At 50.8% G+C, this 19,696-nt stretch carries 18 protein-coding genes; 16 read left to right on the top strand and 2 right to left on the bottom strand.

What is annotated here, in order from left to right; translation table 11 throughout:
• The first annotated feature begins 136 nt into the window (after positions 1–136).
• The 4 genes from H5985_RS05170 to H5985_RS05155 are packed head-to-tail and all read left to right on the top strand — an operon-like array spanning position 137 to position 4,808.
• Positions 137–1,474, top strand: coding sequence for a hypothetical protein (locus tag H5985_RS05170; RefSeq protein WP_205050246.1), 1,338 nt, complete (start codon positions 137–139; stop codon positions 1,472–1,474).
• Between the two features lie 45 nt (positions 1,475–1,519).
• Entirely contained in the window at positions 1,520–3,616 is a 2,097-nt protein-coding gene (gene ligA, locus H5985_RS05165) for an NAD-dependent DNA ligase LigA (protein ID WP_205050245.1), read from the top strand.
• A 2-nt stretch (positions 3,617–3,618) separates the two neighbouring features.
• Complete coding sequence (locus H5985_RS05160) at positions 3,619–4,353, top strand: S-methyl-5'-thioinosine phosphorylase (RefSeq protein WP_205050244.1); 735 nt, start codon at positions 3,619–3,621, stop codon at positions 4,351–4,353.
• 23 nt (positions 4,354–4,376) lie between these two features.
• A complete protein-coding gene (locus tag H5985_RS05155; RefSeq protein WP_205050243.1) occupies positions 4,377–4,808 on the top strand; it encodes a PepSY-like domain-containing protein in 432 nt (143 codons plus the stop codon).
• A gap of 42 nt (positions 4,809–4,850) precedes the next feature.
• On the opposite strand, the gene H5985_RS05150 is transcribed toward H5985_RS05155, so the two are convergent.
• Positions 4,851–7,400, bottom strand: coding sequence for a [protein-PII] uridylyltransferase (locus H5985_RS05150; RefSeq protein WP_205050242.1), 2,550 nt, complete (start codon positions 7,398–7,400; stop codon positions 4,851–4,853).
• 232 nt (positions 7,401–7,632) lie between these two features.
• On the opposite strand from H5985_RS05150, the gene fabF reads away from it, so the two are divergent.
• Positions 7,633–8,862 carry a beta-ketoacyl-ACP synthase II gene (gene fabF / locus H5985_RS05145; RefSeq protein ID WP_205050241.1) on the top strand — a complete coding sequence of 410 codons (1,230 nt, stop codon included), beginning with the start codon at positions 7,633–7,635 and terminating at the stop codon, positions 8,860–8,862.
• 60 nt (positions 8,863–8,922) lie between these two features.
• On the opposite strand, the gene map is transcribed toward fabF, so the two are convergent.
• Complete coding sequence (gene map / locus H5985_RS05140) at positions 8,923–9,726, bottom strand: type I methionyl aminopeptidase (RefSeq protein WP_205050240.1); 804 nt, start codon at positions 9,724–9,726, stop codon at positions 8,923–8,925.
• 303 nt (positions 9,727–10,029) lie between these two features.
• On the opposite strand from map, the gene rpsB reads away from it, so the two are divergent.
• The 11 genes from rpsB to rseP all read left to right on the top strand — a co-directional run bounded on the left by rpsB (position 10,030) and on the right by rseP (position 19,685).
• Complete coding sequence (gene rpsB / locus H5985_RS05135) at positions 10,030–10,770, top strand: 30S ribosomal protein S2 (protein ID WP_205050239.1); 741 nt, start codon at positions 10,030–10,032, stop codon at positions 10,768–10,770.
• A gap of 97 nt (positions 10,771–10,867) precedes the next feature.
• Positions 10,868–11,758, top strand: coding sequence for a translation elongation factor Ts (tsf, locus tag H5985_RS05130; protein WP_205050238.1), 891 nt, complete (start codon positions 10,868–10,870; stop codon positions 11,756–11,758).
• Between the two features lie 83 nt (positions 11,759–11,841).
• Positions 11,842–12,129 carry a hypothetical protein gene (locus H5985_RS05125; RefSeq protein ID WP_205050237.1) on the top strand — a complete coding sequence of 96 codons (288 nt, stop codon included), beginning with the start codon at positions 11,842–11,844 and terminating at the stop codon, positions 12,127–12,129.
• Positions 12,130–12,226: 97 nt separating this feature from the next.
• Positions 12,227–13,480 (top strand): RNA-guided endonuclease InsQ/TnpB family protein, encoded by a 1,254-nt coding sequence (locus H5985_RS05120; RefSeq protein WP_239481618.1) that lies wholly within the window; start codon positions 12,227–12,229, stop codon positions 13,478–13,480.
• A 56-nt stretch (positions 13,481–13,536) separates the two neighbouring features.
• A complete protein-coding gene (locus H5985_RS05115) occupies positions 13,537–13,956 on the top strand; it encodes a DEAD/DEAH box helicase (protein ID WP_338124956.1) in 420 nt (139 codons plus the stop codon).
• 198 nt (positions 13,957–14,154) lie between these two features.
• The gene (gene pyrH / locus H5985_RS05110) at positions 14,155–14,883 is read left to right on the top strand and encodes a UMP kinase (RefSeq protein ID WP_205050236.1); all 729 of its coding nucleotides are present in this window, start codon (positions 14,155–14,157) and stop codon (positions 14,881–14,883) included.
• A gap of 34 nt (positions 14,884–14,917) precedes the next feature.
• On the top strand, positions 14,918–15,478 hold the full coding sequence (gene frr / locus H5985_RS05105; RefSeq protein ID WP_205050235.1) for a ribosome recycling factor: 561 nt from the start codon (positions 14,918–14,920) through the stop codon (positions 15,476–15,478).
• A 16-nt stretch (positions 15,479–15,494) separates the two neighbouring features.
• Positions 15,495–16,250 carry a polyprenyl diphosphate synthase gene (gene uppS, locus H5985_RS05100; RefSeq protein ID WP_205050234.1) on the top strand — a complete coding sequence of 252 codons (756 nt, stop codon included), beginning with the start codon at positions 15,495–15,497 and terminating at the stop codon, positions 16,248–16,250.
• Between the two features lie 2 nt (positions 16,251–16,252).
• Entirely contained in the window at positions 16,253–17,152 is a 900-nt protein-coding gene (locus H5985_RS05095) for a phosphatidate cytidylyltransferase (protein ID WP_205050233.1), read from the top strand.
• Between the two features lie 23 nt (positions 17,153–17,175).
• Entirely contained in the window at positions 17,176–18,339 is a 1,164-nt protein-coding gene (locus tag H5985_RS05090; protein WP_205050232.1) for a 1-deoxy-D-xylulose-5-phosphate reductoisomerase, read from the top strand.
• Positions 18,333–19,685 carry an RIP metalloprotease RseP gene (gene rseP, locus H5985_RS05085; protein ID WP_205050231.1) on the top strand — a complete coding sequence of 451 codons (1,353 nt, stop codon included), beginning with the start codon at positions 18,333–18,335 and terminating at the stop codon, positions 19,683–19,685. Before H5985_RS05090 ends, rseP begins: the two co-directional genes overlap by 7 nt.
• Positions 19,686–19,696 lie beyond the last annotated feature (11 nt).

The raw sequence follows: 19,696 nt of genomic DNA, 5'->3' as shown, positions 1-19,696 counted from the left end.
CAATTGGAAAATTTTTCCTTCAAAGCTGAAAAGACCCTCAGCCTTGCTCTAAAATAACAGACTGTACTCTCAGTCTGAAGGGCTGAAAAAACACAATTGTGCTTGTGCGCGGGCGTTGCGCGTTGAGGTTGTTTTTATGAATGAAACGGTTCTTTTTTTGGTGATCGGGGCGGCCATCATTCTGGTCGGATTGTTCTTATGGTCCCGAATGGAAGCCAAGAAAAACAGAGAGGGGAAAGTCGGTCTGAGTAACTTGCCCAAAAACGGCATGTACAACAATCCTCCCAAACGCCAAGCCAACCAACAGGAATTGATTCGTAATCTCAATAACGGTACGGTGGGGTTTGAAGTTGAAAGCGTGACTGATCACGCGGGCGACGAGCGCTCAGGTGTTGCTTTGACTCCTTCAATGCCTGATAACGAGACCGAGAAACCTAAAGCGACCTGGCAGGAAATAGCCGATACAACGGCCACTGCCGCCCAAACCTCAGAGGTCTCACAACCCAATGAGCAAACGTCGCCGGTATTGCCCGAAGTGCCCGTGCAGACTAAAAAGCCTGAATCGGCTGCTCCTAAAGAGCCCAAACAGGAAAATCTCTTTACGAATCTGGTAACCGAAGAAACCAAAGAGACGGCGGAGCCTGAAGCCCCGGCTCCCAGCACCTTCCCGAAAGAGGGTTTGGCGCATTTCCGTCATGACGAGGTCACTGAAACCGTGGGCTGGGTGCAGTCCAATAAGCCGGTTGACGGTAAAAAGATGATGGAAATGGTAGCGAGTCTGCAAAAGCTTAACCTTCCGCTTCGAATTTACGTTTGTCGGTCCGATAACAAGCGTTGGTATCAACCGAGCGCCGTCGGCCGCTACAGTGAATTGGCGGTGGTGCTTTTATTGGCTAATCGTCAGGGTTGCATCAATGAGATGGATGCGAGCCGCTTTGCCAGTGCCGTGCAGCAGATCGGCATTGCCCTGGAAGCCGACAGCGATACGGAAGCCTCGCACGAGATCGTCAAGCGAGCTCAAAAGCTCTACAAAGATGTCATGCGACTGGACGTGCAGCTTAATTTTGTGATGGCTTCCAAGGAACCCCTCAATCCCAATGATGTGGCAGAAGCTGCCCGTTTGGCCGGCTTCACGCAGCTCAATCCCATGCGTTATTTCCTGGGGACTGCCAAGCGTATTGCCGAAGCGACGATTTTCCTGCATCAGGATGATTTTGATCGCCGTTACCTCACCATTGCGTTGGATGCACCGCTGGCTTCGCCCGATTCCAACCCTTTGCGTACGCTTTTCTCTGTTTCCAACGATTTGTGTGCACGACTGAATCTGCAACTGCAGGATTCGCGTGACCGACCGATTAACACGGAATCGGCCCAATCCATTAATCATCAATTGAAAAAATATTATCAGGAGATGATTAAGGCCAATATTGAACCCGGCAGCCCTCGCGCACGGGTGCTTTTTACCAGAGACTGATTCTTTGAACGAAAGAGCGACCGTGAGGCCGCTCTTTTTAACCCCATGAAAAAAACATTTACCGATACAACGTTAAGTCTGTTTGATACGGACCCCGATACCGTGTCGCCGCAGCCGGTTGATGAAGCGACTGTTGCGGCCGACATGCGCTCGCTTGAAAAGAATTTGGAGCGTTGGAATTACGAGTACTACGTCTTGGATGCACCGAGCGTGCCCGACAGCGAATACGACAAAGCCTTTCGACAATTAAGCGAGCTCGAAAAAAAGTATCCGCACTTAAAGTCCAAGGCCTCGCCCACGGAGCGAGTGGGCGGTGCCGCGAGAAGCGATCTCGTCAAAATCACGCACGCTGTTCCGATGCTCTCCATTCATACGGAAACGGACTTTGAGGCTGAAGGCGCTAAAGCGTTTGATGAGCGGGTCAGAAAAGGGTTGCAATTAGCTGAGAACGATCCCGATGTGCAATACGACGTGGAGCTCAAATTTGACGGCTTGGCGATGAATCTTCGCTATGAAAACGGCGTGTTGGTCTCGGCTGCCACTCGAGGCGACGGCCTTGTCGGTGAAGACGTAACGGCCAATGTGAAAACGATCCGAACGATTCCTCTGCAGCTGCCCGACGATGTTCCTCCCGTTTTGGAAGTGCGCGGTGAAGTGATCATGCACAAGGCTGATTTTGAGCGACTCAATGATGAGCAACGCTTAGAGGAATTAAAGCCTTTTGTTAATCCGAGAAATGCAGCCGCAGGATGCTTGCGTCAGCTCGATCCCAAGGTAACCGCCAAGCGAAAACTTTCCTTTTATGCCTATGGGGTGGGGGAGGTGAGCCGAGTGATTGCCACGACGCATAGCGGCATTTTGGATAAACTCGAAAGTTGGGGATTCCCGGTTGCCAAAGAGCGCCGCGTGGTCTACGGTTGGAAGGCCCTTGCGCAATTTCATGATTGGGTCAAAGAGATTCGCCCGACATTACCCTTTGAAATCGACGGCGTGGTCTATAAAGTCAATCAGATTGCCCAGCAAAATGAGTTGGGTTTTATTTCTCGGGAACCGCGATGGGCCTGTGCGCATAAGTATCCGCCCGAAGAAGCGCTCACGGTGCTCGAAGACATTGATGTGCAGGTGGGCAGAACCGGGAAACTCACCCCGGTGGCTCGACTTAAACCCGTTTTTGTGGGCGGCGTCACCGTTTCGAACGCTACGCTTCACAACGAAGACTTTATTGCAGAATTGGGTTTGAAAATAGGGGATACGGTTGTCGTGCGACGCGCTGGCGACGTGATTCCTGAAATCGTTCGGGTTTTACCCGAAAGACGCAAGGGAACCGAAAGAGATTTTGTCATGCCGCAGCGATGCCCCGTTTGCGGATCGGAAACCTTCAGGGATGAAGAGGAAAAAGATACCCGGTGCACGGGCGGACTATTTTGCCCGGCTCAAAGACGCGAGTCGCTCGTGCACTTTGCTTCGCGCCTGGCTTTAAATATTGACGGACTGGGTGAAAAGGTGATCGATCAGTTGCTTGAGGCCGATCTTATTCGAACGCCTGCGGATCTTTATCGCCTCACCGAAGACAAACTTTTGTCCTTGGAGCGTTTCGGTAAGAAAAGCGCAGCCAATTTGCTGCAGGCTCTGCAAAAGAGTAAAGAAACGACTCTTGCCCGATTCATTTACGCTTTGGGCATTCGGCACGTCGGTGAAAGTACGGCCCGAGACCTTGCTTCTCACTTCAGAAGTTTGCAATCGATAAGAGAGGCGGATGCCCCCTCGCTTTTGGCGGTCAATGATGTGGGAGACGTGATCGCTCAATCGATTATTCACTTTTTTGAAGAACCTCATAATGGCAATGTCATTGATGAGCTAATTGAGCTTGGCGTACATTGGCCGACTCCTGAAGCCGTGGCACAGAATGCCGCCGTTTCCGGCAAAACCTTTGTTCTGACCGGAACGCTTCCCTCAATGAGTCGGGAAGAAGCCAAAGCGCTTTTGCTTGCGCAGGGCGCCAAGGTGGCTTCAAGCGTGAGTAAAAAGACCGATTACGTTGTGGCAGGCTCCGAAGCAGGCAGTAAATTGGAAAAAGCTCAGGCCCTTGGCGTGACGGTTATCGATCAGGCACAAATGTTGGAATTGTTGAAAGGTGAGTAAATATGTTGGGATTGGTATTCGGCAGTGGTTTTGAAAATTTCGTTCTTCAAAATGCCCGAACGCAGAAAGTCACGACGCCCTTCGGTGAGGCGGAGTTTGATATCGGCATTTTTTGTAATAAAACGATTGTTGTATTGCATCGTCACGGAAAAGATCATCGTTATGCACCGCATCAAATTCCGGCCCGTGCACAGATGTGGGCACTTCATGAGGCGGGCGTCACCGATATCATCGCCGTGGGATCGGTTGGCGGCATGTCAGCTGAGAATGCGCCCGGTCACTTTACGGTTCCCGATCAGCTTATCGATTACACAAGCGGCCGTGAAAGCACGTACTGGGGAGAAGCCCCCATCGCGACCTCTCACGTTGATTTCACCCAACCTTTTGATGAAGGACTGCGAGGGAAAATTCTCGATGCTGCACAAACTTGCAAGGTCTATGTGCATAATCGGGGAACCTATGCCTGCACGCAAGGGCCGCGATTGGAAACCGCAGCCGAAGTTCGTCGCATGATCATGGACGGCTGTGATTTGGTGGGGATGACTGCGATGCCCGAAGCCGTCTTGGCTCGTGAATTAGGAATGCGTTATGCATTGATTTGTTTCAGCGTCAATTGGGCGGCCGGTCTTGTTGATAATCGCCTTGATTTTGAAGCCATCAAACTTAATATGGGCCGATCGGTGTCAACGCTTGAACGAATCTTGGCCGAGTGCGTGGCCGCTTACGATTTTGTTTAAAAATATCCCTCGGAAAAATGATTATGAAAACTGAAGCCATAAAAAAATCCGTTTTGCTCCTAGCCGGACTTTTTTGTTCTGCGCCGGTATGGGCCGGAGAAATCTCTGCCTCAATGGTGCCGGATTTGGTCAAAAGCACTTTTGAAAAACATTTTCCCGAGGCCTCGGTCACCGAGTGGGATTGGGATGAGGATACCCATTCCTATGAGGTTGATGCACGCCACGGTCGCCTTGAGATTGAAGCGCACATTTCTGAAAAAGGTGAATTGATTCGTTCAAAAGAAGATGTGACAGTCGATGCGATTGCGCAGAATGTTCTTAAAGAGGTGCACGAAAAGTGGCCTCGTGCAGAGGTTTTGGGGGCCAACAAAATCACTACGCCCAAAGGTGTCGTCTGGGATGTCGGCATCAAGGTGAGAAATCGCCACCACAACATCAAAATCGAAGAAAAATAGACCGGAAAGCCGAAGTCAATATTTTTGAACTTCGGCTTTTTCCTACAGGTTAGGCGTCAGAACTTCCATCAGATCGCGTTCAATAGCAACGGTCGTCGGAATATCCTTGAGAGCTTCTCCATCAATTAAGAATACGTCTTCTACCCGCTCGCCCATGGTCATGATTTTGGCAGTTTGAAGATTGACATGATATTTATTTAATATTGTTGCAATATCAAACAACAATCCGATTCGATCCATGCAGGTCACGGATAAGAGCCAATTTCGGCCCGTTTCATCCGCTTCAATATTGACAATCGGCTGTAGGGGGAAGTGACGCGAACGGCGAGAGAGTTTCCCCGGTTTGGTTTTTGGCAACTCTTTCGGATGAGTAAGCCACTCAGTCAGTTCCGGTTCAAGCTCTCGAGCGAGTTGATTGATGTCGCGCGAACCGTTGTCGCTTACTACAAACGTATTGAAGGCTTTGTGATCCAGTGTGGTGTAGATTCGGGCATCAAGAACGGAGAAGCGCTTTTTTTGTAAAAACCCCAGAATGCTCGCAAAAAGACCGGCACGGTCAGGCGTGTAGACAAGAATTTCGATACCCGCATTTTGTGCCAATACGCGTGTAGCCACAAAGGGGCTTTCGGTCGGGAAAAACTTGGCTAGCGAAACAGTTTGCCAGGCAATACTTTCGGCCGTATGCCGCAGGTAGTACTGAAGGGTGAGCGTTTTCCAGATGGCTTCAATCTGCTCGGGCTTGACTCCGGCTTCAACAATGAGTTTTCCCGCCTCTTTTTGCCGTTGCAGCAAAAGTGATTGTCGATCGGGCGCCCCGCCCTGACGAACCAAGGGCAGCGTCTGCCAATACAAATCCTGCAGCAGTTGACTTTTCCATTGAGTCCAGACCTTGGGGCCCGTCGCGCGGATGTCGCAGACGGTCAGAAGGAATAGGCCGTTGAGTCTGTCTTCGGTTTGCACCACTTCGGCAAAGCGTTTGATGACATCGGGGTCTGACAGGTCCTGTTTTTGTGCAACCAAACTCATCGTGAGATGCTCACGGACCAGAAAAATGAGGTAATCGGTCGTTTCCTGATCAATTTCAAAGCGCTCGCAAAACGCTTTGAGAATATCGGCTCCGATTTTCTCGTGATGACCACCCAGGCCCTTGCCGATATCGTGAAAAAGGGCTGCCAACACCAACCGCCAATTGTCTTTCATCGACTGCATCAGACGCGTGCAGATCGGATACTCATGAGCGTATTCACTGCGGGAGAAGTAGCGGATGTTGCGCACTACACGCATTGTGTGTTGGTCAACGGTGTAGGTGTGAAAGAGATCGTGCTGCATCTGACCGACAATGTGTCGGAATTCCGGTAAAAACAACTCCAGAATGCCCCATTGATTCAAGTCAAGTAAGGCGTGGCTTACGCCGTGCGGCATTTTGATAATCTGCAGGAACATGCTTTTATTGGCGTGATCCTGTCTGAAATGCTCATCTATGAGCTCTCTTGCACTCATGAGTTCACGCAAAAGCGAGACACTGAGGCGTTTTAAAGGCGCGGAACTTTCAAGCAGGTAGAACGCACGCAAAATAGCATTGGGGTCATCTTTAAAAGCCCCGTCGTGCGTGATATCGAGCGTATAGCCTCGGGCAATAAAAGTGCGGTCGATGACGTTTTCTTTCACATAGCCTTCGTCAAAGAACTTGTCTTCGAACATCTGCATGAAAATGTCCGATAACTGCATCACGGATTTCGCCGTGAGATAGTAGCGCTTCATGAGGGCTTCACCGGCCAGTTGATGCTCGGTGTCTTTGTAGCCGGCAGCCTTTGCCACTCGGTTTTGGAGGTCAAAAATCAAACGGTCCTCGTGCCGTTTGGCCATGAGGTGCAGGTAAATGCGAAAGGTTTTGAGGGCGTGATGCGCCTCTTTGAGTTTGTCGGCTTCCTGAGCCGAGAGCGTGCCGGCGGCAAGCATCTCCTCCGGGGTTGAGCCCATGCCTGCGGCGTGCGAACACCAGAAAAGCACGTGCAGGTCACGCAGTCCGCCGGGACTTTCCTTGACGTTGGGTTCCAATGAATAGGGAGTGTCCTCGTATTTTTGATGGCGTTGACGCAATTCGAGCGATTTGGCACGGTAAAAACCCGCCGCATCCATTTGTCTGAAAAATTCTTTTTGAAGTTCAGCAAATAAGGAGGCGTTGCCTGTGATCAGACGCGCTTCCAAAATAGCCGTTTGAACCGTGATATCACGACTGCTCTCATTGAGGGCATTGTCAACTGTGCGTACGCTTGAGCCGACCGTCAATCCCATATCCCAAAGCCGCATCAGAAAATGCTCGATTTTCTCACCTTCTTTTTGATCGGGATCGTGGTCACACAAAACCATGACATCGAGATCGGAGTAGGGGAAAAGTTCTTTTCGACCGTAACCGCCTAAAGCGACCAAGGCGTAGTCACCGCTTAAGTTTTCCTCTCTGGCAATTTCTCGAATGCACTGATCGGCTGCGGCCGTGTGGGCCGAGAGGTAGCTCGTCACACGGCCATCTGTCATGAATTTTTCGGCGAGTTCAGCCGAGAGTTTTTTAAAGTTTTCGATAAAGTCGGCCATGGTTTCCGGCGCCCAGTATTTAAGAACGTATTCTTCCCATTTTAAAGGCTTCAAAAAGACATTGTTTTGTCAATTGACTCATCCGCCTTGGTATTGCCTTTACCCAAAACGGAGGATTCTCAAGCGATTTTCCGTTTGTTAGCATGATTGACCGTATTGCAGTTTGCTCATTTGCACGGGTAAAAACTTTTTTGGCTCGTTGCAGACATATTTAATAAAGAGGAATCTCATCATGCGTCGGGTTGTTGTGACGGGTTTAGGGGGCGTGTGCCCTATCGGCAACGATATTGAAACGATTTGGAAAAATGCGCTTGCGGGTAAAAGCGGCGTAGGAGCAGTGACTCGTTTTGATGCGACAGAATTCGGCTGCCGGATTGCCGCGGAAGTCAAGGACTTTGATGTGACGCCTTACATGCCGGCTAAGGAAGCCAGGCGTTTTGACCGCTTTATTCATTTCGGGATTGCCGCGGCTTTTCAAGCCATCAAAGACAGCGGTCTTGATCCCGAAAAAGAAAATCTGCGACGCATCGGCTGCGCCGTGGGTTCGGGCATCGGCGGCATTCCGATGATTATGGACAATCACGAAACTCTGCTCGATCGGGGGCCCAGACGCGTCTCGCCTTTTCTGATTCCGGGCTGCATCATTAACATGGTTTCCGGTCAATTGGCAATTATGACCGGGTTTAAGGGGCCCAATATGGCTCACGTCAGTGCTTGCTCTACGGGACTGCACAGCATAGGCGAAGCCGCCTGGATGATTAAAAGAGGGGATGCGGACGTGATGATTGCGGGAGGCACCGATGCGCCCATTTGCGGTTTGCCGATGGCAGGTTTTGACAGCATGCATGCCATGTCTCGCAGAAACGATGAACCGCAAAAAGCGTCGCGTCCCTTTGATAAAGATCGTGACGGGTTTGTGTTCGGTGAAGGAGCGGGGGTCTTGGTTCTCGAAGAGTATGAACATGCGCTAGCCCGAGGCGCAAAGATCTACGCCGAACTCGTGGGTTACGGTTTGACGGCAGATGCGCATCACATCACGACGCCCAACACTGAAGGACCGGCTTATTGCATGCGTATGGCAATCGCTCAGGCGGGAATCAATCCCCGGGACATTGATTATCTTAATGCTCACGGCACGTCTACCGTGTTAGGAGACGTCAACGAAACCAAGGCGATTAAAGAAGTGTTCGGTGAGCACGCCAAAAATCTTCTTATCAGCTCTTCGAAATCCATGATCGGTCACCTTTTCGGGGGCGCAGGCGGCATGGAATCGGTTCTCACCGTTTTGGCTTTGCATCATCAGGTGGTAGCCCCGACCATTAATCTTGACAATCCTGATCCCGAGTGTGATCTGGATTATTGCGCGAATACCGCTCGGGAAAAAACGATTCGGTACGCGATGAAAAATTCGTTTGGTTTCGGCGGAACAAACGGCAGTCTGATTTTTAAAAAATTGGATTGACGATCTTCGCCCTGATAAAAGGAAGGCCGCTCGGTGTGATTCCTGCGGCCTTTTTGCCATTTAGCGCTTGATGTAATCGGGGATCGGCGGGTAGCCGTCTGAGAGAGTTAAGACTTCGTAGCCCGTGTCGGTCACAAGCACCGTGTGCTCCCACTGAGCCGATAAACTGCGGTCGGCGGTGACCACTGTCCAGCCGTCATTGAGCTCAGAGATGTGGCGGCGCCCGGCATTGAGCATCGGTTCAACCGTGAAAATCATGCCGGGTTTCATAATGATGCGATTGTCCTGAGTGTTGTAGTGGCACACAAAGGGATCTTCGTGGAAGTTGCGGCCCACGCCGTGTCCGCCGTATTCGTGAACGACCGACAACCCCTCTTCTCGGGCAACCTTTTCACAGGCGATGCCGACATCGTTTAAGGGGCGGCCCGGTGCAATAGCGGCAATGCCTCGCCACATGCACTCGTACGTGGCTTCAACCAAGTGGCGGGCCGAAACGGAGACTTTATTGCCGACAAAGAACATGCGGCTGGTGTCACCGTAGAAGCCGTCCAGAATAACCGTGACGTCAATATTGACGATGTCGCCTTTTTTTAAAGTCTTTTCAGACGGAATGCCGTGGCAGACCACGTGATTGACGGAAATGCAGGTTGAGCCCGGATAGGGTGTGAAGCCTTTGGGGGCGTAGCCGAGACAGGCCGATTTGGCGCCGTGCGCGAGCATGAAATCATTCATGCGATTGTCCAAATCAATGGTTTTGACGCCGGGCAGTACAAAAGGTTCAATATAATCAAGGACTTCACTAGCCAATCGACAGGCTTTGCGCATACCTTCGATTTCTTCGGGAGTTTTAATGACAATAGCCATGGTATGTTGATGATTACTTGTTCAAAATATTGAGAAAATTTGCTTTTTTCAAGCCGATTTCGCATATAATAGCGAGCTGTGCGAAAAAAGCTACTTTTTGTAGTGAAATTTTCGTGTCGAGAAGCGGTTTTTTCAGCTTTCCGTCCGCTTGCTCGGCTTTTTTATTTTCGGGAAGCTCTAATAGCGCAGCGCGTCATCTAACGGTTGTTTTGCTCATTAACTGTAATCGGTTTGATCAAGACCGATCGGTATGCAAAATAGCGGCGCGTTGTCAGTTTAAAACCTTAGAAGGAACAAATTATCATGGTTAGCATGCGCGAAATGCTCGAAGCTGGTTGCCACTTCGGTCACCAAACTCGTTTCTGGAATCCGAAGATGGGTCAATACATTTTCGGCGCCCGCAACAAGATTCACATCATCAACCTCGAAAAGACGGTTGTGAAGTTTGAACAAGCCCTTAAGTTCGCTCGCGAACTCTCTGCCAAGGGCGGCAAGGTTCTTTTTGTTGACACCAAGCGCGGCGGTCGTGACACGATCGTTGCTGAAGCTCAACGCGCCGGTTGCTGCTATGTTGATCAACGCTGGTTGGGCGGCACGCTCACCAACTTCAAGACCGTGAAGCTCACGATCAAGCGTTTGAAGGACATGGAAGACACGATCGCCAACGGCGGCTTGGAAAAGATGACCAAGAAGGAAGCCTTGGACTTCACCCGTGAAGTTGAAAAGCTCAACCGTTCCATCGGCGGTATCAAGGAAATGACCACGTTGCCCGATGCTTTGTTCATCGTTGACGTCGGCTACCACAAGATCGCCGTTCAGGAAGCCAACAAGTTGGGTATCCCCGTGATCGGTGTTGTGGACACGAACTGCAGCCCGCTCGGCATCGACTATGTTATCCCGGGTAACGATGACTCGGCCAAGGCCGTTTCCATCTATGCCTCCGGAATGGCTGACGCCATTTTGGCCGGTCGCCAAGAAAGCGAAGAAAGCTTGAAGGAAGTCGCCGGTGAAGAAGAATTCGTTGAAGTTGCTGAAGAAGCCTAATAAACTTCAATAGTTGTTCTTTTTCGGGGCGAGGATTTATTCGGTAAAGCCTCGCCCCTTTTTGAAATTCACAAACCAAACTCTACTGGAGAAATACATGGCCGTTATTACTGCCGCTATGGTTAAAGAATTGCGCGTCAAGACCGACGCTCCGATGATGGAATGCAAAAAGGCTTTGACCGAAGCCGAAGGCGACATGGCTCGCGCTGAAGAAATTTTGCGTGTGAAGCTCGGCAACAAGGCTAGCAAAGCCGCTGCCCGTATCGCTGCCGAAGGTGTGGTGAGCATCTACATCTCCGAAGACGGCAAGATCGGTTCCATCTTCGAAGTGAACTCCGAAACGGACTTCGTTGCCAAGAACCCCGAATTCCAACAAATGGCTGCTGATGCTGCCCGCATGGTTGCTGAAAAGAACCCGGCTGACATCGCCGCTTTGGGTGCTTTGGAAGTCAACGGTCAAACCCTCGAAGCCACGCGTACGGCTTTGGTCGGTAAGATCGGCGAAAACATGACCTTCCGTCGCTTCAAGCGTATCGAAGCTCAAGGCAAGCTCCACCAATACGTGCACGGCGGCTCCAAGATCGGTGTGCTCGTTGACATGGTCGGCGGCAATGACGAAGTCGGTCACGACGTCGCCATGCACATCGCTGCTTTGAAGCCGAAGGCTTTGGATGCCAATGGTGTTGATCCCGAATTGTTGGCTACGGAACGTCGCGTGGCTATCGAAAAGGCTCGCGAAGCCGGCAAGCCCGAAGCCATGCTCGAACGCATCGCTGAAGGTACGGTTCAGAAGTACTTGAAGGAAGTGACGCTTTTGTCTCAACCGTTCGTTAAGAACGACAAGATGAGCGTGGCCGAATTGCTCAAGCAAAACGGTGCTTCCATCGCCTCTTTCGTGCTCTTCGTTGTCGGCGAAGGTATTGAAAAGAAGCAAAGCGACTTTGCTGCTGAAGTGGCCGAACAAATGGCTGCTGCTCAAAAGGCCTAATTTCGACTTTTGAGTGAGGCTCCTCGTGATCCGATCCGGGTTGCGGGGAGTTTTTTTTTAACGGTTAATCAAGATTGTCTCCGATGCGCAGAACCAACATTTCTTCCACTCGAATTACAGCCAATCAGGTTTTGAAGTTGTTTTTGATGGATCCTTTAGATCGATACGACAGTCATTTGTACGGCAGTATTTCCTTATTTAAGTGGTCTGTTGCCGGTTACAAAAATGCTTTAGATGAGCTGCTTGTCAATCGTTTTATTATTCGTCGTGTCAACGATTACGGATGGGAGAAATATTTTCTAACGGCTTTAGGTTTACGGGAACTTTTGCGTAATACTACGCTCCGTGAGTATTTACCTGATGTTCCGTAAAGCCCCGCCATTAATGGCGGGGATATAAGGAACGCCAATGATAATTGGCAATTAGTTTAAACAAAATAGAGTTCAAAACTTTGTAAAATGTCGTTTCATGTTGTTCCGCCAAGGTTTTCTTTTCAAACTTAAACCTAACGGCCGTCAAGCACGCTTAATGTCACGCTTTGCCGGCTGCTGCCGCTTTGTTTATAACAAAGGTTTAAGTTGGGCCAAAGAACAATATGAGAAGAAAACCGGTCAATATCCCACCTACAAAAATCTTTCTGCTTTATTGCCTGATTGGAAAAAAGATCCTGACATGCTATGGCTCTCAGAGTGCTACTCTCAGTGCCTTCAGCAGTCAATGAAAGATCTTGCCCGAGCGTATTCAAACTTCTTTTCAGGTCATGCGGGTTTTCCGGTCTTTCACAGGAAGTTCGGATCATCGGACGGATTTCGCTATCCGCAGGGATTCAAAATCGATGAGACAGGAAAACAGATCTACCTGCCCGGTATCGGTTTTGTGAAATACAGACGCAGCCGATATATCGAAGGCAAATCAAAAAATATCACCGTCATTCGCAAAGCTGACGGCTGGTATGTCTCGATTCAAACCGAGTATGAAAAAGATATCCCCAAGCATAACGGCGATGAAGTCGGGATGGATATGGGAGTGGTGTGGTTTTGCACCCTCTCGGACGGAACACAGATTACCCCGTGCAATGCGTTAAAAAAGCACTTAAAGAAATTGGCGCAGTTGCAAAGGGCGTTATCAAGAAAGGAGAAATACAGCAGCAATTGGAAAAAAGCCCAACAGGAAGTCGCAAAGTTTCACCAGCGAATCGGCAATATTCGTCAGGACTTTATCAATAAAGTGGCGTTGGATCTGAGCAAAAAGCACGCTGTGATCTATCGAGAGGACTTAAAGATAAAGAATATGACATCGAGTGCCGCCGGGACATTGGACGATCCCGGTCACAATGTGGCGCAGAAATCGGGATTAAACCGAGCGATACTGGATCAAGCCTGGGGGAAGTTTTTCCAACGACTGCATTGGAAGTGTGAGCAAAGGGGTGGAATCGTCATCAAGGTGGCGCCTCAGTATACTTCCCGAACTTGTCCGCAATGTGGGTATGAGTCAAAAGAGAACCGAAAGAGTCAGGCGAATTTTATATGCGTGACTTGTGGGTATCAGGGCAATGCCGACATAGTGGGAGCAAGAAATATAAAGGTGCGCGGGCAGCGCATGTCAGCCTGTGGGGAGTTCGGTGAAGTAGGCCGTGCTCGAGTGAATCGGCGGATGGAATCAATCCATTGCGCGGGTCAGCAGCAGGAACCCATCGAAGTGATCATCGGCGAGAGCCGATGACACAGTAGGGAATCCCCGCCGTTGACGGAGGGGAGGATGTCAATTCACACTTAGCATTGATTAAACAACGTTTGGATCAGTTGGATATTGACTACTTATATTTGGATGGTTCAACACCGGCAGCACAACGTCAAAAGCTGGTTGAAACGTTTCAAAAGGGAGAAATGTCTCTTTTCCTCATCAGCTTGAAGGCAGGGGGTAGCGGATTAAATCTGACCGCTGCCGGCTACATAATCCATTTGGATCCTTGGTGGAATCCGGCCGTTGAAGACCAAGCTACCGACAGAGCCTATCGGATCGGTCAGAAAAATCCGGTCACCATTTATAAGCTTATTGCTAAGGACACGATTGAAGAGAAAATCCTTGAGTTGCATGAGACAAAAAAATCGTTAGCGGACGCGCTCCTCGAAGGTACGGATTTATCCAATCGTCTAAGTCGAGAAGAAATTTTAAGATTATTGTCATCACAAGGATAACCTTTTGGGAGGTTTTGGGTAGTCTGCGGATGATTTTTTCGCAAAAGGTTGCTTTTGTTGCATTTATGCAAGCCAAGAGCACGCCTTTTCATTACAATGGGCACTAACGCGTAGGTATTGGTGCGCTTGTAGCTTTGTGACTGCATGCGCGGCTTGTCGTGCGCTTGTAGATTGTCACTAATTTCAGGAGTTCTCTAAATGACGGAACAATCACCTGTGAAATATAAGCGAGTGCTTTTGAAGTTGTCCGGTGAGTCCTTGATGGGGCCGGACGCTTTCGGCATCAATCGCGAAACCATTCAATCAACGGTTGAAGACATCAAAGAAGCTTACGACATGGGCGTGCAGATCGGCATCGTCGTGGGCGGCGGCAACATCTTCCGCGGTGTGGCCTTGGGTTCGACCGGGATGGAGCGCACGCAGGGTGACCACATGGGGATGTTGGCGACTCTCATGAATGCTTTGGCGCTGCAGGACGCTTTGCGTAAAAACGGTGTTGAAGCCCGCGTTCAAAGTGCATTGAATATTGAACGTATTGCCGAGTCCTATATTCGTGGTAAGGCTCTTCGCCATCTCGAAAAGGGCCGTATTGTGATTTTTGCTGCGGGTACCGGTAATCCCTATTTCACGACCGATACAACGGCCGCTTTGCGTGGTGCTGAAATCGGTGCCGATATCGTTTTGAAAGCCACGATGGTCGACGGCATCTATTCGGCTGACCCCAAGAAGGTGCCCGATGCCACGTTCTATAAGACGATTACCTTCGATGAAGTGATCAAGCGCGATCTCAAGGTGATGGATGCAACCGCTTTTGCCTTGTGCCGTGAACAGAATCTTCCGATCAAGGTCTTCAATATCCGCAAGAAAGGATCCATTGCCAGGGTCTGCCGCGGTGAAGATGAAGGTACCTTGGTCTATAACCCCTAATCAGTGACGATGATTGTCAATGGAGTGATTTTTTATGTCAATCAGTGAAATTCAAAAACAAACCGAATACAAGATGAACCGTACGGTGGAAACCTTGCGCGAAGATTTCATCAAGATCCGTACGGGCCGTGCTTCGACCGGTTTGCTCGATCATGTGATGGTCGACTATTACGGAACGATGACCCCGATTAATCAGGTTGCTCAGGTGGGTGTGGCCGATGCCCGTACGCTGACGGTTCAACCGTGGGAAAAGAGCATGGTTGCTCCCGTGGAAAAGGCCATCCGTTCTTCTGATTTGGGTTTGAATCCGGCCACCTCCGGCATGCTTATCCGTGTGCCGTTGCCGCCCCTTACCGAAGAACGTCGTCGTGAATTGACGAAGGTCGTTCGTCACTTGGGTGAAGAAGCCAAGGTAGCCGTGCGCAATTTGCGTCGTGACGCCAACGAGCAGATCAAGAAGCTCACCAAGGCCAAGGAAATTTCCGAGGATGATGAGTCCCGCGCCGAAAAGGAAATCCAGAAGTTGACCGACAACTTCGTGGTAGCCATTGATAAGTGCGTGGCTGAAAAAGAAAAAGAAGTGATGACGGTTTAATGCCTTAACCGCCGCAATGACTGTTGTGACTCAAAAGGGCGGCGGGGCTCCGAGCCACGTCGCCATTATTATGGACGGGAACGGCCGCTGGGCTCAGCGCCGTTTCCTGCCGCGCGCCGAAGGTCATCGCCGCGGCGTGCAAAGCGTGCGCCGCGTTATCGAAGCCGCGGCCAAGCGCGGTGTGCGCTATCTGACCTTGTTTGCCTTTTCCAGTGAGAACTGGAAGCGACCGGCCGATGAAGTCAACGCTTTGATGAGACTTTTTGCCACCGCTCTCAAAAAAGAAGCTCAAGCGATGCTTGAACACGGTGTCAGACTTCGTGTGGCAGGGGATTTGACGGCATTTTCCCCGGAAATTCAAGAAAGCATTCGACAAAGCGAAGCCATCACCTCGTATTGTGAAACGATGATTTTGACGGTCTGTGCCAACTATGGCGGCCGCTGGGACATTGTGGAGGCTTTCCGCAACATTGTGCGAAAAGAGCCGACGATTGCAACACATCCTGAGCGCATCACCGAAGCGCTTGTAGACGAGAATCTCGCCTTTGACTGGGCACCTCCTGTCGACTTGATGATTCGCACGGGCGGTGAGCAGCGCATCAGCAATTTCATTTTGTGGCAGGCCGCTTACGCCGAGCTTTTTGCCTCGGCAACGCTTTGGCCTGATTTTGACGAAAAGGACCTCGACGAGGCTCTTAATTGGTACGCCGGCCGCCAACGCCGTTTCGGCATGACCGGTGAACAGATCCAAGCCCTCGAACACGGAGAGTGACGATGCTCAAGCAACGAGTAATCACGGCTATTGTTTTATTACTGATTCTGATTGTCTCCTACTTAATGGGGCCGGTGGTTTTTGCCGGTGTCATGGCCGTGGGGTTCATTCTGGCGCAATGGGAATGGCTTAAACTCTCAGGGCTGAGCTCAGTGGCAAGCGGCGTTCTGGCCTTGATCGTCGGTGGGACGGTAAGCGGCACGGCTTATCTTGCCTATCTTGATCTTCAGATGATTCATGAAGCGGCGCGTGAGTACCAGATGCTTTATGCCAATCTCTCGGGCATCTTTGTGATGTATCTGGCTGTGATCACGCTTTTGTGGGTCGGCATTTCCATTCGAGTCTATTTTGCCCGCCAAACCGGTCTTCCCGTCAATCGGGTGGTGGTGGGCATCACCGGTGTGTTTTTCCCGCCTGCGGCCTGGTTGGGCTTTGTGGCAATGTACGCCTCATTCGGTATTTCCATGGTGATTTCACTTCTGGCTATCGTCTGGGTGGCTGACATCATGGCTTACTTCACCGGCATGGCTTTCGGTAAACACCGTATGTCTCCGGCCATCAGTCCCAAAAAGAGCTGGGAGGGGGTTGCTGGCGGCATGTTAAGCGTGATCGTCCTCGGGCTGATTTTTGCCTGGTTTGTGCCGGGCGTCAAAACAGTGCCCGGCGTCATCGTTGAGTCCATGGGGGCGGTGGCTTGGCTTATCGTTGCCTTTGTGTTGGTGAGCTTATCCATCGTCGGCGATCTTTTCGAAAGCGCTCTGAAGCGTCAGGCAGGCATTAAGGATTCCAGTAATCTTCTGCCCGGCCACGGCGGCTTTTACGATCGGCTCGATGCCATGATGCCGACATTGCCCGCAGGCTTTTTACTCTGCGTCTTAATTGCTTCGGGCACACTCGGTTAATTACACGTTTTTTCACTATTCCTATGCAAAATATCGCCATTTTCGGTGCAACGGGGTCGATCGGGGGATCGACCCTCGATGTTTTATCGCACTATCCGGATCGCTACAACGTTTTTGCTTTAACAGCCAACAGCCGCTTGGATGAACTCGTCAAGCTTTGTGAACAATTCAAACCCCGTATTGCGGTGACCGCCGACGAAACGAAGAAGTCGGAATTGGCTGCAAAGTTGGCTGAGCGAGGACTCAAGAGCATTGAGGTTTGGGCTGGTCAAGACGATTTAGTAAAGCTTGCCGCTTTGCCCGAAGTGGATGTCGCCGTCTTAGCTATTGTGGGCGCGGCGGGATTAGCGCCCACTTTCTCGGCCGCTCGCGCTGGCAAACGTTTGCTTTTAGCCAATAAGGAAAGTGTTGTCTGCGGCGGCGCACTTTTGATGCAGACGATTCGTGAGAGTGGCGCCGAACTTTTGCCCGTTGACAGTGAACACAATGCGATCTTTCAGTGTCTGGCTTCGGCTTCCGATGCCCAAAGAAGCAAGGCTCGCATTATTCTTACGGCCTCAGGCGGCCCCTTCAGAAAGAGAATGGATTTAAGCGGCGTGACGCCTGAGGACGCGGTGGCACACCCGACCTGGAACATGGGTCAAAAAATCAGTGTTGACAGTGCCACTTTGATGAATAAGGGCTTGGAAGTAATCGAAGCGTCCTGGCTTTTCGGTTTCCCGGCCGATCGTATTGATGTGGTCATTCATCCTCAAAGTCTTATTCACTCGATGGTGGAATACGCTGACGGCTGTATTCTCGCGCAAATGGGTGCACCCGATATGCGCACGCCGATTGCCTATTCGCTCGGATGGCCTGAACGCCTCGACGGTTTTGCCAAGCGAGTTGATTTTGCTGCATTAGGTTCGGTCACTTTTGAAGCACCCGATACCAAACGCTTTCCGCAATTAAGTTACGCCTATGAAGCGCTTCGCAGCGGAGGCTGCGCCAGCATTGTATTAAACGCGGCCAATGAAATTGCCGTTGAGGCCTTTTTAGCCCGTCGAATTGGATTCACGGATATTGCCCGCGCTTGCAGGGAGATGATGGATACGTTGGTGATGCCGGCGCCGAGAAGTTTAGAAGAGGTGCTCGACGCCGATCATTTGGCTCGCGTGAAAACTCGTGAGGTGATTGCCCGATGGTAACGGCTGTTGTTGCGTTTATCGTTGCCTTAGGCATTCTGATTACTTTTCACGAGCTGGGCCATTACCTTGTGGCACGGCTTTGCGGCGTGAAGGTCTTGAAATTCAGCTTCGGCTTCGGGCCGGTGCTTTTTTCCAAACGCATGGGTAAGGATCAGACCGAGTGGTGTCTGTCGGCGCTGCCTTTGGGCGGTTATGTGTCCATGCTCGATGAGCGCCAGGAAGGCTGCACGGCCAAGCCTCACGAACTTCACCGCGCGTTTAACCGTCAGTCCGTTTATAAGCGTTTTGCAATTGTGGCGGCAGGGCCCCTTGCCAATATTATTCTTGCCGTTCTTTTTTATGCGATCATCGCCTGGAGCGGACAGCCTGAAATCCGACCGGTCATGGATACTCCGACGCCATACTCGCAGGCCGCGCAACTCAATATCGAACGTCTGGACCGGATCGTCAGAGTCGGTGATAACGATGTGGAGGGGCTTGAGGATTTCAATTGGGCCGTTCTGGAGCATATCGGAGAAAGCGATGTCCCGGTGGTGCTCGATCGTTCGGGCAGCCGCTATACGGTTTACTTTGATCTGAAAGATCTCAAGATTGATGAAGACAGTGCGAGTCCTTTTGCCCAATTGGGAATCAACATCCGTTACGGTGATCCGATTCTTTTTAATATCCAGAAAGATTCCCCGGCCTCGCAAGCGGGCATTCACGAAAAGGATATCGTTTTAAGCGCGGACGGTCGCTACGGGCTTTCGGTTCAGGAGCTCGTCACCTATATTCGTGAGGTGGGCGAGGAGCCCATCGTGCTTACGCTTAAAAACGAAAAGGGTGACGTGCGGGAAGTGACCGTGACGCCGCAGATTCGCCTTGTGGATAATGAAAAAGGGGTGAAGGAAGAACGTGCGGTGATCGGCGTTAATGTCGGCATCATGCCTGATCTCATTTGGTTATCCAAGGGTCCGATCGATGGATTGGTCGCGGGCTTGGAGCGTACGGCTTCCATTACCAAAACCACGTATAAAGCCGTGGTGCAGATGGTGACGGGGGAGGCGAGCACGAAAAACCTCACCGGACCTGTGACGATCGCTGACTATGCGGGTAAAACCGCTCAAATGGGTTGGCGCGTGTATTTATCGTTTCTTGCCATGATTTCCGTCAGTCTGGGGCTCTTGAATTTACTGCCGATACCGTTGTTGGACGGCGGTCACCTCCTGTATTATTTGATGGAAATTCTCAGAGGACGGCCTTTGCCGGAAACGGTAATGCAGGCCGGCCAGAAAGTGGGATTGTTAATTGTTGTTGCATTGGGGGTTTTAGCTCTTTCCAATGACTTTATAAGGCTGATACAATAGGCCATCCGAGC

The sequence above is a fragment of the Parasutterella secunda genome, assembly GCF_016901835.1.
Classification (GTDB): domain Bacteria; phylum Pseudomonadota; class Gammaproteobacteria; order Burkholderiales; family Burkholderiaceae_F; genus Aphodousia; species Aphodousia faecavium.
The sequence above is the reverse complement of the archived record's forward strand: the minus strand, read 5'-3'. Positions and strand labels throughout refer to the sequence as shown.

What these genes read in the sequence shown, in the direction of transcription:
- H5985_RS05120 (WP_239481618.1), top strand. Translation starts at nt 12,227, where the DNA reads ATGTTGTTCCGCCAAGGTTTTCTTTTCAAACTTAAACCTAACGGCCGT.
- map (WP_205050240.1), bottom strand. Translation starts at nt 9,726, where the DNA reads ATGGCTATTGTCATTAAAACTCCCGAAGAAATCGAAGGTATGCGCAAA.
- ligA (WP_205050245.1), top strand. Translation starts at nt 1,520, where the DNA reads ATGAAAAAAACATTTACCGATACAACGTTAAGTCTGTTTGATACGGAC.
- H5985_RS05125 (WP_205050237.1), top strand. Translation starts at nt 11,842, where the DNA reads ATGCGCAGAACCAACATTTCTTCCACTCGAATTACAGCCAATCAGGTT.
- fabF (WP_205050241.1), top strand. Translation starts at nt 7,633, where the DNA reads ATGCGTCGGGTTGTTGTGACGGGTTTAGGGGGCGTGTGCCCTATCGGC.
- rpsB (WP_205050239.1), top strand. Translation starts at nt 10,030, where the DNA reads ATGGTTAGCATGCGCGAAATGCTCGAAGCTGGTTGCCACTTCGGTCAC.
- frr (WP_205050235.1), top strand. Translation starts at nt 14,918, where the DNA reads ATGTCAATCAGTGAAATTCAAAAACAAACCGAATACAAGATGAACCGT.
- H5985_RS05155 (WP_205050243.1), top strand. Translation starts at nt 4,377, where the DNA reads ATGAAAACTGAAGCCATAAAAAAATCCGTTTTGCTCCTAGCCGGACTT.
- H5985_RS05150 (WP_205050242.1), bottom strand. Translation starts at nt 7,400, where the DNA reads ATGGCCGACTTTATCGAAAACTTTAAAAAACTCTCGGCTGAACTCGCC.
- pyrH (WP_205050236.1), top strand. Translation starts at nt 14,155, where the DNA reads ATGACGGAACAATCACCTGTGAAATATAAGCGAGTGCTTTTGAAGTTG.
- rseP (WP_205050231.1), top strand. Translation starts at nt 18,333, where the DNA reads ATGGTAACGGCTGTTGTTGCGTTTATCGTTGCCTTAGGCATTCTGATT.
- uppS (WP_205050234.1), top strand. Translation starts at nt 15,495, where the DNA reads ATGACTGTTGTGACTCAAAAGGGCGGCGGGGCTCCGAGCCACGTCGCC.
- H5985_RS05160 (WP_205050244.1), top strand. Translation starts at nt 3,619, where the DNA reads ATGTTGGGATTGGTATTCGGCAGTGGTTTTGAAAATTTCGTTCTTCAA.
- H5985_RS05095 (WP_205050233.1), top strand. Translation starts at nt 16,253, where the DNA reads ATGCTCAAGCAACGAGTAATCACGGCTATTGTTTTATTACTGATTCTG.
- H5985_RS05090 (WP_205050232.1), top strand. Translation starts at nt 17,176, where the DNA reads ATGCAAAATATCGCCATTTTCGGTGCAACGGGGTCGATCGGGGGATCG.
- H5985_RS05170 (WP_205050246.1), top strand. Translation starts at nt 137, where the DNA reads ATGAATGAAACGGTTCTTTTTTTGGTGATCGGGGCGGCCATCATTCTG.
- tsf (WP_205050238.1), top strand. Translation starts at nt 10,868, where the DNA reads ATGGCCGTTATTACTGCCGCTATGGTTAAAGAATTGCGCGTCAAGACC.